Annotated in this window: 15 protein-coding genes; 5 read left to right on the top strand and 10 right to left on the bottom strand. The window is 65.8% G+C overall.

From position 1 onward, the window contains the following. Positions 1 to 95 precede the first annotated feature (95 nt). Positions 96 to 407, bottom strand: a complete 312-nt coding sequence (locus AL3_RS08860) for a hypothetical protein (protein ID WP_151724091.1) — start codon at positions 405 to 407, stop codon at positions 96 to 98. A 247-nt stretch (positions 408 to 654) separates the two neighbouring features. Here AL3_RS08860 and AL3_RS08865 point away from each other — a divergent pair, with 247 nt between their 5' ends. Continuing rightward, the gene (locus tag AL3_RS08865; protein WP_066299560.1) at positions 655 to 1500 is read left to right on the top strand and encodes a class II glutamine amidotransferase; all 846 of its coding nucleotides are present in this window, start codon (positions 655 to 657) and stop codon (positions 1498 to 1500) included. Between the two features lie 77 nt (positions 1501 to 1577). On the opposite strand, the gene AL3_RS08870 is transcribed toward AL3_RS08865, so the two are convergent. From AL3_RS08870 to AL3_RS18455, 3 genes are all read right to left on the bottom strand, one after another. Further along, positions 1578 to 2369, bottom strand: coding sequence for an NAD-dependent epimerase/dehydratase family protein (locus AL3_RS08870; protein WP_066299562.1), 792 nt, complete (start codon positions 2367 to 2369; stop codon positions 1578 to 1580). A gap of 95 nt (positions 2370 to 2464) precedes the next feature. Beyond that, positions 2465 to 3259, bottom strand: coding sequence for an NAD(P)H-dependent oxidoreductase (locus AL3_RS08875; RefSeq protein ID WP_066299565.1), 795 nt, complete (start codon positions 3257 to 3259; stop codon positions 2465 to 2467). Between the two features lie 94 nt (positions 3260 to 3353). Beyond that, on the bottom strand, positions 3354 to 3608 hold the full coding sequence (locus AL3_RS18455) for a hypothetical protein (protein WP_157075262.1): 255 nt from the start codon (positions 3606 to 3608) through the stop codon (positions 3354 to 3356). Between the two features lie 474 nt (positions 3609 to 4082). On the opposite strand from AL3_RS18455, the gene AL3_RS08885 reads away from it, so the two are divergent. Then, positions 4083 to 4784 (top strand): EAL domain-containing protein, encoded by a 702-nt coding sequence (locus AL3_RS08885; RefSeq protein ID WP_246168726.1) that lies wholly within the window; start codon positions 4083 to 4085, stop codon positions 4782 to 4784. 30 nt (positions 4785 to 4814) lie between these two features. Here the strand turns inward: AL3_RS08885 and AL3_RS08890 are convergent, their stop codons facing one another. Next, positions 4815 to 5543, bottom strand: a complete 729-nt coding sequence (locus tag AL3_RS08890; RefSeq protein WP_066299571.1) for an SDR family oxidoreductase — start codon at positions 5541 to 5543, stop codon at positions 4815 to 4817. 31 nt (positions 5544 to 5574) lie between these two features. Then, entirely contained in the window at positions 5575 to 6459 is an 885-nt protein-coding gene (locus AL3_RS08895) for a helix-turn-helix transcriptional regulator (protein ID WP_066299573.1), read from the bottom strand. Positions 6460 to 6560: 101 nt separating this feature from the next. Here AL3_RS08895 and AL3_RS08900 point away from each other — a divergent pair, with 101 nt between their 5' ends. Next, on the top strand, positions 6561 to 7409 hold the full coding sequence (locus AL3_RS08900) for an aldo/keto reductase (RefSeq protein WP_066299580.1): 849 nt from the start codon (positions 6561 to 6563) through the stop codon (positions 7407 to 7409). A gap of 135 nt (positions 7410 to 7544) precedes the next feature. On the opposite strand, the gene AL3_RS08905 is transcribed toward AL3_RS08900, so the two are convergent. The 4 genes from AL3_RS08905 to AL3_RS08920 are packed head-to-tail and all read right to left on the bottom strand — an operon-like array spanning position 7545 to position 11261. Further along, positions 7545 to 8333: an SDR family NAD(P)-dependent oxidoreductase gene (locus AL3_RS08905; protein ID WP_066299588.1), complete on the bottom strand. Its 789-nt coding sequence runs from the start codon at positions 8331 to 8333 to the stop codon at positions 7545 to 7547. Positions 8334 to 8374: 41 nt separating this feature from the next. After that, positions 8375 to 9400, bottom strand: coding sequence for an NAD(P)-dependent alcohol dehydrogenase (locus AL3_RS08910; protein ID WP_066300191.1), 1026 nt, complete (start codon positions 9398 to 9400; stop codon positions 8375 to 8377). A gap of 5 nt (positions 9401 to 9405) precedes the next feature. Next, positions 9406 to 10218, bottom strand: a complete 813-nt coding sequence (locus AL3_RS08915; RefSeq protein WP_066299594.1) for an iron-sulfur cluster assembly protein — start codon at positions 10216 to 10218, stop codon at positions 9406 to 9408. Beyond that, positions 10218 to 11261 carry an amidohydrolase family protein gene (locus tag AL3_RS08920; protein WP_066299597.1) on the bottom strand — a complete coding sequence of 348 codons (1044 nt, stop codon included), beginning with the start codon at positions 11259 to 11261 and terminating at the stop codon, positions 10218 to 10220. The genes AL3_RS08915 and AL3_RS08920 overlap by 1 nt, the downstream gene beginning before the upstream one ends. A gap of 165 nt (positions 11262 to 11426) precedes the next feature. Between AL3_RS08920 and AL3_RS08925 the strand changes: the two genes are divergently transcribed. Then, positions 11427 to 12944 (top strand): AAA-type ATPase lid domain-containing protein, encoded by a 1518-nt coding sequence (locus AL3_RS08925; protein WP_066299601.1) that lies wholly within the window; start codon positions 11427 to 11429, stop codon positions 12942 to 12944. 95 nt (positions 12945 to 13039) lie between these two features. Beyond that, on the top strand, positions 13040 to 13459 hold the full coding sequence (locus tag AL3_RS08930) for an SRPBCC family protein (RefSeq protein WP_246168727.1): 420 nt from the start codon (positions 13040 to 13042) through the stop codon (positions 13457 to 13459). Positions 13460 to 13467: the final 8 nt, after the last annotated feature.

Consider the following 13467-nt stretch of genomic DNA (forward strand, 5'->3'; position numbering starts at 1 on the left):
CGGCACGCGAAAGCGCGTTGAGCGCCAGTGGTCCCGGCGCGCTGAATGACCGCAGTTCCCCATGAGTGAGCGAGGAACAGAATCAGTCGATGAAATCAGCGAGAGCTAACGGCAGAATCCCTGTTCGTTGCTGCATCGCTTCCTTCCGCAGAACGGATCACCAGTGAAGCCGTGACCAAGGTGACCGAAAGCAGCGCGCACGCCACCAACAAGATCAGGTAGGTCAGCGATACCAGCACGGCTATGGGGGCTGAATCCCAGACCCCGGGACGCAGCACAAAGCTCAGGCTGTCGCCAAGGCCGAAGTTCCGATTGATGAAGGGACCCAGAGCGATCAGGACGACGGCGGCCAGGCCGAGCCGGGTTCCGAACCTCATCGTTGATCTGGCCAGAGCTGTGCCGGACATCTTGCTCCCAGGGGCTGGTCGGTGGGCTCATCCCAAAGATCTGCAATTGCTTGGCCCTGAGTATGGGCGAAACCGGCAGCGGTATCAACACTTTGCGGGAACCAGATTCACCAATTAGCCAGCTGCTATGGAACTTCCCCTCGTTCCGTGCTCCACTATTTTCACGGCCCGAGCGATGTGATGATCGTGAAGCCCACCCCCTCGGACCGCCGGTTTGGAAATCCGGCCCGATCCGAAGGAGACGACAATGTGTCGTTGGCTAGCATATTCCGGTTCCCCCGTCCGCTTGGACGACCTGCTCTACAAACCCACCAACTCCCTCGTTATGCAGAGCAAACACTCGCGGCTGGGCGCCGAGACCACTAACGGGGACGGGTTCGGCGTCGGCTGGTACGGCACCGAGCCGATTCCCGGGCTCTTCCACAGCACCGAGCCTGCCTGGCACGACCGCAACCTGCGCGAACTCGCAGCGCAGGCCTCCGCCGGCCGCGTCTTCGCGCACATCCGGGCCACCACCGGCACGGCCGTCCAGCAAACGAACTGCCACCCGTTCCGCCACGGCAAGTGGCTCTGGATGCACAACGGGGTGCTCGGGGACTTCCCGAAGGTGAAGCGTGACCTGGCCATGGCGGTCGAGCCCAGCCTCTACCCGGAGATCGAAGGATCAACGGACTCCGAGATGTTCTTCTACCTCGCGCTGACCTTCGGGCTGGAGCGCGATCCCCGCGCGGCAGTCGCTGAGGCAGTGGCATTCATCGAGGATGCCGGGCGGGAGCACGGCGTTGAACACCCCATCCAGATGACAGTTGCAACGACCGACGGCGACACAACCTGGGCCTTCCGTTACTCCAGCGAGGGCAACTCGCGATCCCTCTTCGTCAGCAGCGACATTGCGACCCTCCAGGCCCAGTACCCGGACAATGAAGTGCTCAGCGGGCTCTCGGACGACGCTCGGTTGGTAGTCTCCGAACCGCTGGGAGATCTCCACGGTGCCTGGCAGGAAGTACCGGAAGCCACCTGCATCGTCGTACACGGCGGCGAGCAGGAGCTGTATCCGTTTGCGCCCTCGGTGCCGATCGCCACGGCAGTCTGAGCCGACGGCGCTGCGACCCTTACGCGTGGTTCCAGCATCGGGACTGGCCAACTGGGTGCTCGTGACGCTGTTCGCAGCTACGAGCGCATCTTGTCGGTTGAGTACTCCTTGGCAGCGTAGGCGCCGCCCTGTGGCAGGTTTGGGTCAAAGCCTTCCGGTGTTCCAAGCCGGGCTGCATCGTCCTCGGGGATGAACCCGACGGCCTCTCCCGGTTCGAGGTCCCACCACCGGCCGGTGTTCGCTGAGACGGCGTAGAAGACGGCGGCGTGTTCCGCCGTCGTCATCGCCGCTAGGAACGCCCGAACCGCATCCGATGGACTCAGCCATGTCCGCTGCTCACGTGCGGAACCCGGACGCTGTTCATAGCTGCCGATGCGCACCGCAACGGTGCTGACGCCGAACTTGTCCGCATAGAGCCGGCAGAGGGCTTCGCCGGCAACCTTAGACACTCCATAGAAGCCGTCCGGGCGGGGCGGCATCTCGGGTGTGACCGGAACACCCGCAGGGTACATGCCGGTCAGCCGGTTGCTGCTGGCGTAGACCACGCGCGCTACACGGGTCCGGCGGGCAGCCTCAAGGACGTGATAGGTCCCAACGATGTTCACCTCCGCCAGGTCATGGAAATCCGCTTCATCGGGGATTCCGCCAAGGTGGATCACACCATCCGCGCCCGCGAACAGCTCCGCCAACGAGCTCAGGTCACTGAGATCGGCCGTCACCACGTGATCGTTCGGGCCAACCGGCACCACGGGCCGTATATCAGTGGAGACCAGCTCGACCTGCAGCTCGGAGAGGGCCTGCCGCAGGGCAGACCCAATCGTTCCCGCAGCACCAGTGATTACCCAGCGGCTTCCCGCAACATCAGCCATGCCCCAACCGTACTGGGCGTTGGGTCACATCACTGGAGGAACATGCTCGTGCACCTTTTCGCCGAGGGACTTGCTGAAGAGTGCACCGTAACCGCCTAGTCAGCCAGGTGAATCCCGAAGTCGGTCCGGCCAGGCAGGATGTCCGCGCGCAGGGCGCGGGTGCCGCGGTAGTCGCCGTCGCGCAGGCTGCGGAAGCGGCGGGGAGTCTCCGCATCCAGCGAGTCCAGCCGTTCCCGCAGCCGCTTGATCTCCCGCTCTGCCCGGGCTGGGTCCAGGGTGTCGGCGTCGTACACCACGTGCAGATCCAGGCTCTCGATGCCCGTGTACCAGAGCACCCCGTGGGTGATCGGGAAGAGCAGGGTGTCGATGTCGCCACTGAGGCCGCGCGGGCCGATCGTACGTTCGTCTTCGCCGGCGGTGACGACGACGAGCGCCCGGCGCCCGGCCAGCCCGCCGTCGCCGTAGCGCCGCGGGATACCGAGCTCGGGGTCCAGATCCCCGTAGGCAAAGCTGTCGGTGAGCACGCGGTCGAACCAGCCCTTCAGGATCGCCGGGGGCCCGTACCACCACAGCGGAAACTGCAGGATCAGCAGCTCGGCAGACGCGAGCTTGGCCTGTTCGCCCTGCACCTCGGGTGGCAGCTGGCCGGCGGTATAGGACTTTCCGGCCTGTTGGGCGAGGTTGCCGGGAACGCCGGCCAGGCTGCCAAGGTCGCCGTCGCCCAGAACGGGATTGAAGTCCTGGGCATAGAGGTCGGACGTCGCCACCACATAGCGGGTGGAGAGGGCCTCCACGCCCTCGCGGAAAAGCCGTCCGTTGAGGGATTCGGCGCGGGGGTGGGCCGTCACCCAGAGGGCACTTCCCGGCGTCGGGGGATGGGAAATCGGCATATCTATCCTCCTGGGTGGGGCCGTTGCATTTCGCCCAACTGGTCAGCCATGAAAGGACTTTCCGTCATGCCGGCAGGCCCGGCCGCACAACGGGTTAAGGCTGGCACCGCTCCTCAAGTTCCGCGGCAGCGGCGGTCCAGGTGTCGGCGTTGAAGGTCCAGGCCCGGCCGGGCTTTTCAGCCTGCAGGATGACGTTTCCAGTGGCGGAAGACAGCTCTTTCACCAACGGCGCCAGGTCAGCGGGTGCGTCCTTGGCGATGGCGAGGACTTCCTCGTGGAGCGGGCGCGCGTCCTCCGCGCTCATCTCGACGCCGCTTGTTCCGTCGCCGATCCGGACCACGGAGATCACCTGGTGGAGGGGTCCCTGGCCGTCCGATCCGAGGAGCCTGAGGCAGCTCTGCTCTTCGGTATCTTCGACCGGGGCTTCGGTTGAGGGCTCGGCAGAGACCGAGCTGGGAGGCGGCGAAGGTTGAGCTTCCGCCTCCGCATTCGCCGCACTGCAGCCGGTGACAAGCAGCAAAGCTAAGACAGTAAGGACAGGAACAGCAGCTGTTTTTCTCATCGTTCCCCCGGGAATCGTAGACAGTCGTCGCACCCTAGCACGCGGGCGTCCGGCAAAGTCTTCCGCACTAACAATGGTGTGCACAGGCCCGCGGCGGATATGCGGACTGACCTGGATAAACACTCTCAAAAGACGCGGCGGAATTGCACGTGGGATAAGGGATAACCGTCGTACGATACGGGAACATAAAACCAGCGAATGAGGGCACATATGGCATGTGAAGGCTGCACGACCGCTCCAAAACTTGATTTCGATTTCAGCATGGCGTTCCAGCCGATTTACGACGCCGGTGCTGGCCGGGTCTGGGGCTACGAGGCACTGGTCAGGGGCCTGGACGGCGAGGGAGCGTACGAGGTCCTGTCCAAGGTTTCGCCGGAGCAGCGGTACCGCTTCGATCAGGACTGCCGGGTCAAGGCAATCGAGCTGGCCTCGCGCCTTTTCCCTGCGGGGGAGGAGCTGATGCTGTCGATCAACTTCATGCCGAAAGCGGTGTACGAACCTGCTGCCTGCCTGCGCGCAACCCTGCAGGCTGCGAGGAAATTCAATTTCCCGATGTCCTCCATCATGTTCGAGTTCACCGAGAACGAGGAAGTGGCGGATCCCGCACATCTCACGAACATCATCACCGAATACCGCAGGCACGGTTTCACTACCGCCCTTGATGACTTTGGCGCCGGCCATGCAGGGCTGGGCCTCCTGTCCGAGTTTCAGCCGGACCTGATCAAAATCGATATGTTGCTCATTCGCGGAATCGATACCAGTCCGGCCCGCCGGGCCGTCGTGGCGGGAATTGTCGGCATCGCCAAAGAACTCGGCATCACGCTGCTGGCAGAGGGCATCGAGACCGAAGCGGAATTCCGGGTCCTTGAGGCAGCGGGCATCCGCCTGTTCCAGGGTTACTGGTTTGCGAAACCGGCGTTCCAGGAGCTGCCGCCGGTACGTGCCGGGCAACTGACCGTCTGAGGGCCGGTTCCCGCCGCGGAAAAACCCGTCTCACGCCTGGGTGGCAGGCCGGAGCAGGATCTCGTTAATGGCCAGGTGCCGGGGCCGGGAAAGCACAAAGGCGATGACCTCCGCGATGTCCTCCGCGGTGACGGTGGCATGGCTGTACAGCTCGTTGACGGCGGCACTGGTCTGCTGGTGTGTGATGTGGCTAGGCAGCTCGGTGGCAACAACGCCCGGTTCGATCAGGGTCACCCGGACGTCGGGGAGGAGCTCCTGGCGGAGGGACTCGGACCATCCGTTGATACCCCACTTGGTCGCGGCGTAGACGCCGTTGCCCGCACGGGCGGTCCGGCCCGCGACGGAGGAGATGTTGATGATGTCGCCGCCGCGGGCGGTGATCTGGTCAAGGAACACTTCGGTCGCGGTGATCGCGCCGAGGAGATTGACCTCGATCATTTGGCGGTAGTCCTCACGCTGCTCCGTGGAGAACGGCCCCAGGAGCATCACGCCCGCGTTGTTCATCAGTACCGTGGCGCCGCCCAGCTCCGACTGCACCCGCTCGGCGGCGGCCACGAGCGAGCCGCGGTCGGTCACGTCGGACTGGATGGCGATGGCGCCGTCACCGAGCTCCGCTGCGAGTGCATCGATGCGGTCGCGGCGGCGGGCGAGGAGCGCCACCCGGAACCCGGCAGCGTGCAGCGCGCGGGCGGTGGCTTCGCCGATGCCGGAGGAAGCGCCGGTGATGACGGCGGCGCCGTTGCTGGGAGTGCTGGGCATGGGGTTTGTCCTTTCCTGGGGGCGGAGGTGGTCAGGAGGCCGCGGCGGAACCGCGCCCGGCCGGCGTCGTACCGGCAGTGGCGGCAAGCGAGCCGAGCAGCGCGACGCGCTCCTCCGTCGGGGAGCCGGCGGGCGAAGTGCAGGCGTACATGCTCCAGCCGGGGCTGTCCGGCAGATCGAATCCTTCGTACGTAAACTCGAGGTCGCCCACATCCGGGTGGCGGATCCGCTTCACCCCGGTGCGGTGATAGCGGACATCGTGGGCTGCCCAGCGAAGCCGAAAGTCATCCGACCGGGTGACGAGTTCGCCGATGAGATCGGTGAGGCCCCTGTCATGGGGGTTGCGCCCCGCCGCGGAACGGAGGGTGGCGACGATGCTGCTCGCGCCCTGCTCCCAGTCGGGGTAGTAGATCCGCGCTGCCGGGCTGAAGAAAGCGAACCGCGCATTGTTGCCGCGGCTGGCAGGGTCTTCGAGTATGGGGCGCAGGAGTGCCCTGCCGGCCGGATTGGCAGCGACGATGTCCGACTGCCGGTTCAGCACCCAGGTCGGGGAACCTGTGATGCCGTCAAGGAACCGCTGCAGGCTCGGGCGGACCCGGGTCTCAGTGGGCACTGTCCGGCGCCGGAGGGGAGCCGGCCCACCCCAGCGGGCGAGGTCCTGCAGGTGCTCGGTTTCGGCCTCATCAAGCTGCAGGGCACGGGCCAGGGAGGCCAAGACCTCGGCGGAGACGCCGGTGAGGTGGCCGCGCTCCATCTTGGCGTAGTAATCCACGCTCATCCCCGCGAGCATCGCCACTTCCTCGCGGCGCAGGCCCGCCACCCGGCGGCGGCCCCCGCCGATGATGCCTGCCTGGGCAGGCGTGATTCGGGCGCGGCGGGTGCGGAGGAACTCGCTGGCCTCAGCCTGGTTATCCATTCCGTCCACGGTACAGCGGACCCTGCACGCGAGGGAGGGACTGGCAGTACATGGACCGCTGGTCACTTGATGTGTGCGGCTGGCAGGAGTGGGATGGAGGAATGCAAACAGTGACTCTTAACAACGGCATCGAGATGCCCGTCCTCGGCTTCGGCGTTTACCAGGTCGGCAGCGAAGAAACCGAACAGGCCGTTACGGCGGCGCTGAACGCGGGTTACCGGCTGCTCGACACCGCCGCGGCCTACGGCAACGAGGCGGCCGTGGGCGCTGCCATCAAGCGCTCGGGCATCCCGCGCGAGGAACTATTTATCACCACCAAGCTGTGGATCCAGGACGCTCCCGCGGAGGAGAACACCAAACGGGCGTTCGACACGTCGCTGCGGAACCTGGGCCTGGACTACGTGGACCTGTACCTGATCCACCAGCCGTTTGGTGACTACTACGGTCAGTGGCGGGCCATGGAGCAGCTGAACAAGGAGGGACGCGCCCGTGCCATCGGGGTCTCCAACTTCGCCCCGGACCGGCTGGTGGACCTCATCACCAACAACGAGATTGTGCCCGCGGTCAACCAGATCGAGACGCACCCGTTCAAGCAGAACCTCGACTACCAGGAGCTCATGAAGGGCGACGGAATCCAGATCGAGTCCTGGGGTCCCTTCGCAGAGGGCAGGAACAACCTGTTCACCAATCCCGTGCTGTCGGAGATCGGCAAGGCGCACGGCAAGTCCGTGGCGCAGGTTGTGCTGCGCTGGCTCATCCAGCGCGGTGTGGTCGCCATCCCGAAATCCGTCAACCCGGACCGGATGGCGCAGAATTTCGACGTGTTCGACTTTGAGCTCACGCCCGGTGAGATGGCGGAAATCCGCGGCCTGGACACCGGTGCGTCGCAGTTCTTCGACCACGCCGACCCGAACGTGGTGCGTGGCCTGAGCGCCCGCCGCCTGGGCTGAGCTCCCCGCCTGCCCCCGGCTGGCACGGAATGACGGCGGTGCCCCCCCCCGGCTGGCACGGAACGACGGCGGTGCGCCCCCGAAAAGGCAGCGCACCGCCGTCGTTATCTGCCTGCAAAAGCGCAGAGGCGCTGTTTAGGAGAAGTTGATGCCGCCGTCGATCAGCACCGTCTGGCCGGTCATGTGGTCCGAATCCGGTCCGGACAGGAACGAGACCAGCTTGGCGACGTCCTCCGGTTCGGACACCCGGCCGGCCAGGATGTTGTCCACCTGGGCCTGCAGGGCGCTGCCCCGCGGGGTGCCGTCCCGCTCCGTGAGCCGCTCATCGATCAGGTCCCACATGGCGGTGCCCACCACGCCGGGGGCGTAGGCGTTCACCGTGATGTTGTACTTGGCGAACTCCATGGCCGCGGCCTGGGTCAGGCCGCGGACGGCCCACTTGGTGGCCGAGTAGGACGCCAGCACCGGGAACGGCCGGAACGCCACGATCGACGCGGCGGCAATGATCTTCCCGCCGGTGCCCTGGGCAATAAACTGCCGCGCAGCCGCCTGGTAGCAGTAGTAGACACCCTTGATGTTGACATCCAGCATCCGGTCCAGGGCATCGGGCTTCACATCCAGAATTTCGTCCACCTGTGCGATGCCGGCGTTGGCGATCAGGACGCTCAGGTTCCCCAGCGCGTTGGTGCCCTCGGCGACCATCCGGGTCACGTCGTCGGGATCTGCGACGTCCCCGGTGACGCCGACGGCGCGGCGGCCGCGGGACTCGACGGCACTGACGACGTCGTCAATGTTCGACTTCGCGCCCGGGACGTCGGCGACGATGATGTCCAGGCCGTCGTCGGCGAGCCGTTCAGCGATGGCCCGGCCGATGCCGCGGCCTGCTCCGGTGATCAGGGCAACGCGGTTTTCATTTTCTGACATGGGATTCTCCTCTTACTGGGTGGGTTTCGGTGGAAAGCGGGTCAGGGGATGAGGATGGCGCGGCCGCGGACTTTGCCGGCGTCGAGGTCGCTGATGGCCTGCTGGAAGTTCTCCAGCGGGTATTTCTGCGTGTGCAGGGTGACGGCGCCGCGGGCCGTGAGCGCCATGAGGTCCTGCAGGTCGTTGTAGCTGCCCACCAGGTTGCCGATGATGTTGATTTCGGCGGACACCAGGTCGATGGTCGGGACGTTGACGTTCTCGCCGTAGCCGACCACGAAGTAGTCGCCGCCCTGCCGGGTCATGGCGATGCCTTCGGATGTTGCCCCGTTTTCGCCGACGAAGTCGATGACCGCTTCGGCGCCGTTTCCGCCGGTGAGGTCCAGGACCTGCTGGACCTGCGTGCCGTCGGCGGGGATGCCGGCATCGGCGCCGATGCTTGTCGCCAGTTCGAGGGCCGCGGGATTGCGGTCCACGACGACGATCCGGCTGGGCGTGAGTGCCTTGAGCACCTGGATGCCGATGTGCCCGAGGCCGCCGGCCCCGATGACGACGCACGTGTCCCGGGGAGTCAGCCCCCGGGCTGCCTTCGCGGCTGCGTGGTACGCGGTGAGGCCCGCGTCGGCGAGGGCGGCGACGTCGGCCGGTTCGAGGGAATCGTCGATTTTCACCACTGAGCGGGCCGAGGTGAGCAGGTAGTCGGCGTAGCCGCCGTTGGTGTCGATGCCCGGGAACTTGTTGGTCTCGCAGTGCACGTCGTCCCCGGAGCGGCAGGCCCGGCAGAGGCCGCAGGTCACCAGCGGGTGCAGGATGACCTTGTCGCCCACACTCACGTTGGTCACTGCGCTGCCGACGGCGTGGACCCACCCGGCGTTCTCATGGCCGATTGTGTAGGGCAGCTTCACCTGGGACTTCTCCGCCCACTGTCCCTCGAGAATGTGCAGGTCGGTGCGGCAGACGCCGGCTCCGCCGATCCGGACGATCACGTCCAGCGGACCGTTGATCTCCGGCATGGGAACTTCTGCCATTTTCAGGCCCTGGTCGTAACCGACAACCTGGACGGCTCGCATGGTGTTCACGCGTTCTCCTTAACAGTGATGGGAAGCAGGGTGTGCTGGTCGCCGGGTTCTGCGCCTTCCGGGCGGGCGTTCTGGTCCGCTTCGGCTCCGGCATAGCGGGTGCGGAGCAGCCCGCGGCAGAAGTGGGCGTTGCCGTCGATCGAGATGCGGGTCGACCGCGCCCGCCGCAGAGCCATCGGCACGTCCTCGGAGGGGTAGGCGATTCCGCGGTGGTCAACAAGCACCAGGGCTCCCGGCTCCAGCGGCAGCCCGAGCGCTTCGCGCCGGCGGAGCAGGGCTGTTTTGGTCCGGCCCGCCGGGAGACCCGCAAGCGTGACGCGTCCGACGTCGGTCTCCGCCAGGTCCCGGTCCGCCCGCAGCAGCTCGGTGAGGCAGCGTTCCATGGCGGCAGTGTGCGCCTTCCGGCGGAACGTCCAGCGCAGCTCGTCGAGGCTGTCCTCCGCCTCGTGCCCGAAGGTGCCCCGGTATCCGGCGTCGGCGGCGAGTCCGGCGTTGATCAGGCCGGAATCGTGGTGGTCATCGAGTTCGACGACGACGGTTGCCACCCCCTCCAGCGCCGCGACGGCGTCCTTGCTGTCGGACGCCATCAGGTAGGCGAAGTTGGGGGAACAGAACGACGTCGGCAGGCGCAGGTGCACGTGAACTGCGGCTCCGCGGACGCCGGGGGAGATGTCGATGGAACGGACAAAACCCAGGTCGGTGATGGGTTCATCGAGCTCGGGGTCCTGCACTGTGCCCAGGGCCCGGCGGATGTCCTCCGTCCCGACGGTGCCGGTTTGCGGGGCGGGCCGGGTTTGGATCACCGTCATCACACGGCCCCCAGGTCTGCCCGTTCCGGCTGCCGCGGTCCGGTTTCCGTTTCCGGCGCGTCGGGGATCCGCAGCGCCTCCGGAACCGGAATGTCGTACATCTTCGCCGCGTTCAGGCCGAGGATCTTCTTCTTCTGCTCGATGGTCAGCGGCGCGTACTCGGTCATGTCTTCGGGGATCTGGAAATCCACGAAGGATTCGATCAGCCAGCGCGGGGTCCAGAGCGCGTAGTCGCTGGAGAACTGGATGCGGTCCTCGCCGATCCAGTAGATGAGTTCCCCGATGATCTGCGCGAAGTAGCGCGGCCGGGTGTGCATAAACGGCATGGCGACGGCGAGCCCGCCGTGGACGTTGGGTTCCTGCGTGGCGATCCAGCAGAAGTCCTCCAGCCGCGGCAGCCCAACGTGTTCGACGACGAAGTTCAGGTCCGTGAAGTCCGTCGCCGCGTGGTCGACGTCGGAGACATCAAAGGCGTCCCGGTCCAGCGGGCGGATGGTTGGGCCCTTGTGGACGTGGATGTTCTTCACGCCCAGCTTCCGGCATTCCTCGAAGTATTTGTAGGTCCACGGGTCGTTGAGTTTGTAGCCGCGCGAGTCGCCGTGCCACTCAGCCGTGTAGAGCTTCACGCCCGTGAACCCCATTCGCTCGTGGTCGGCGCGCAGCTGGTCCAGCCCGGCCTCACCGTTGCGGGGGTCGAAGCAGTGGTTGTAGGTGAGGCGGTCCGGATTGGCGGCGGCGAGGCTGTAGGCCTCTTCGGTCTGGCCGAATCCGTTTTTGTAGAACTCGCCGAGGTAGGCCGGCTGGAAGATCGCGTGATCAACGTAGCCGTCCTCGAAGATGTCCTTCATCAGCCGCTGGCTTCCCTGGTAGAGGTACTCCTCGTAGGGCCACAGTTCCTCGGCCGGTGAGAGGTTGCGGTGGTAGTCGTAGAAGCAGTCGATGAACTGCTTGCCGTGGATGTTGAGCTGGTTTTCAGGGCGGGCGTCCCAGAGGGCGATGTGAGCGTCAACGATGAAATAGTTCTCGCCGTTTTTTGTGTACATGTCAGATCTCCGTCTCTTCGCGACTGCCATAGTCGCGATGCGGACGACGGTACGAGCTATTTCACCGTTGCGGGTGTGACCGGCGTCTCAATTTGAGACGGCATCCCTGATATACAGGGACTCATCCGGGTTAGTCTCAGTGGACGATGCTCAAGGAGGGCGGCGATGAAGCCGGACCACGATGACTGCGTTCTTCCGTCAGGGGAGCGATCCGGTGCCCACGAGGTTTCTTCCGGGTCCCGGCGGCTCCTTGCGTCCTGGCAGCGAAGCCAGGAATACGGTGTGTCCGCGGAGACCGTTGATCCTGCCTGGGCCGGTGAGATTCCGGACGATTCACTGTTTTATCAATGCGGCCAGGAAGTGCTGGCCGGGCTCCAGCAGTCCCTGGCGAACGAGCCGCTCAGCCTGATGCTGACCGACGCGGACGGGCTTGTCCTTAACCGGTTCAGTGGTGATCCCGCGCTCCTGCGTGCGCTGGACCGGGTGTATCTGGCCCCCGGGTTCGCGTACTCCGAACGGCTGGCCGGGACTAACGGGCTGGGGCTCGCCCTGGCAGACAAGGCGCCGACCCTGGTCCGCGCGGAAGAGCACTACAGCGCCAGTCTCCGGACCTACACCTGTGCAGCGGCACCCGTGCTGGATCCGGTCACCGGAAGCCTTGAAGGAAGCGTCAACATCACCACCTGGTCCAAAACCTCCCCGGGACTGCTGGTGGCCCTGGCCCAGTCCGCTGCCGCGAATACGTCCTCGCTGATGTCCAGCCGGTCACACACCCGGGTCCAGTCCGCCAAGCCGCAGGGCGGAGTGTTCCGGGTGCAGCGTCCACGCCTTGAGCCGGCGGCAGGAACCATGCGCGCGATGTCCGCCGCCTGGTCTGCGGCCCTGGATGATGCGACGGCGGCGCTGGCCTGCGGGAACGTCGTCGCCGCTGTTGGAGAACACGGAAGCGGACGGGCCACGCTGCTGGGCCAGGCACTGCGCCAGGCGCGTCCTGCCAGCAGGATCCTCTGTGCCTCCGTACCCGCGCCGGACATGGTGGAAGACTGGCTGGCCCTCTGGACGCCGGAGCTGTCCAAACCGGACACCGCGATCATCATCGAGAACGCAGATTTCCTCCCGGAATGGGCTGCGCACGAGCTCGCCGGCCAGGTGTGGAATCTGCTCCGCGCCTCATCCCCAGCGGCGCCTGCCGCCTCAGCGCCGGCCCTGCTCTGGGCGTTCACGGCGGAGAACCTGGAGAACATTCCGTCTGAACTGACCCGGTTGGCCGCCCGGGTGGTCGCCGTCCCGGCGCTCCGGGACCGGCCCGCCGACGTGATGCCGCTCGCGCGGTACGCGGCGCGCCAGACCCGGCTGCGGGAGCTCGATTTCACGGCGGCGGCCGAGCGGGCCCTCACCAGCCACGACTGGCCGGGCAACGTCGACGAGCTGATCCAGGCGGTCCACGCCGCCGCGTTGCTCACCGAAACCATTGACGTCCGGCACCTTCCGCCCGACCTGTTGGGGCGCACCGCCCAGCGGCTGACCCGGATGGAAACGTTCGAGCGGGATGAGATCTTCCGGGTACTGGCGCGGCCCGGAACCTCTGTGACCGAAGCCGCGGCGGAACTGGGGATCAGCCGCGCGACAATCTACCGGCGTCTTGCGAAACTGGGCATCGATCCGCGGAACCCTCGGGCGTAGCTTTCGGCGCCGGCGACTGGCCCCGGCCTTGAAGCTGCGCACCGTGCCATACTCCGGTAATGACCGTTTCCTTTGTGTGCACAACCCGGACAAATATGCCCAAAGCGGAGCTGTTTGACCGTGCCCGAAGTATTGACGAGCACAAGGACTCGATGGCTCGATCTCGTGAAGCTGCGGTCGCCGGCGTTACCTCAGGGCTCATCTCCCTGGACGAAACAGTCACGTGGCGGGCGTGGCACTTTGGCGTTCCGTTGCGGATGACCAGCCGGATTACCGCGATGGAGCCGCCGAACTATTTTGTGGACGAGCAGGTCAAGGGTCCGTTTCGGCGGTTCCGGCATGTCCACGAGTTCAGCGAGGATGCGGAGGGCACCACAATGGTGGATCGAATCGAGTTCGAGGCGCCGTTCGGGCCGGCGGGACGCATGGCTGAAAAACTGCTGCTGGGCCGCTACCTCAAGAAGCTGATCGAGAGCAGAAATCAGTACCTCGTGAAGGACCATGAGGGCGATTAGGCCCCAGG

The sequence above is a fragment of the Arthrobacter luteolus NBRC 107841 genome (genome assembly GCF_001552075.1).
Lineage (GTDB): Bacteria > Actinomycetota > Actinomycetes > Actinomycetales > Micrococcaceae > Arthrobacter_B > Arthrobacter_B luteolus.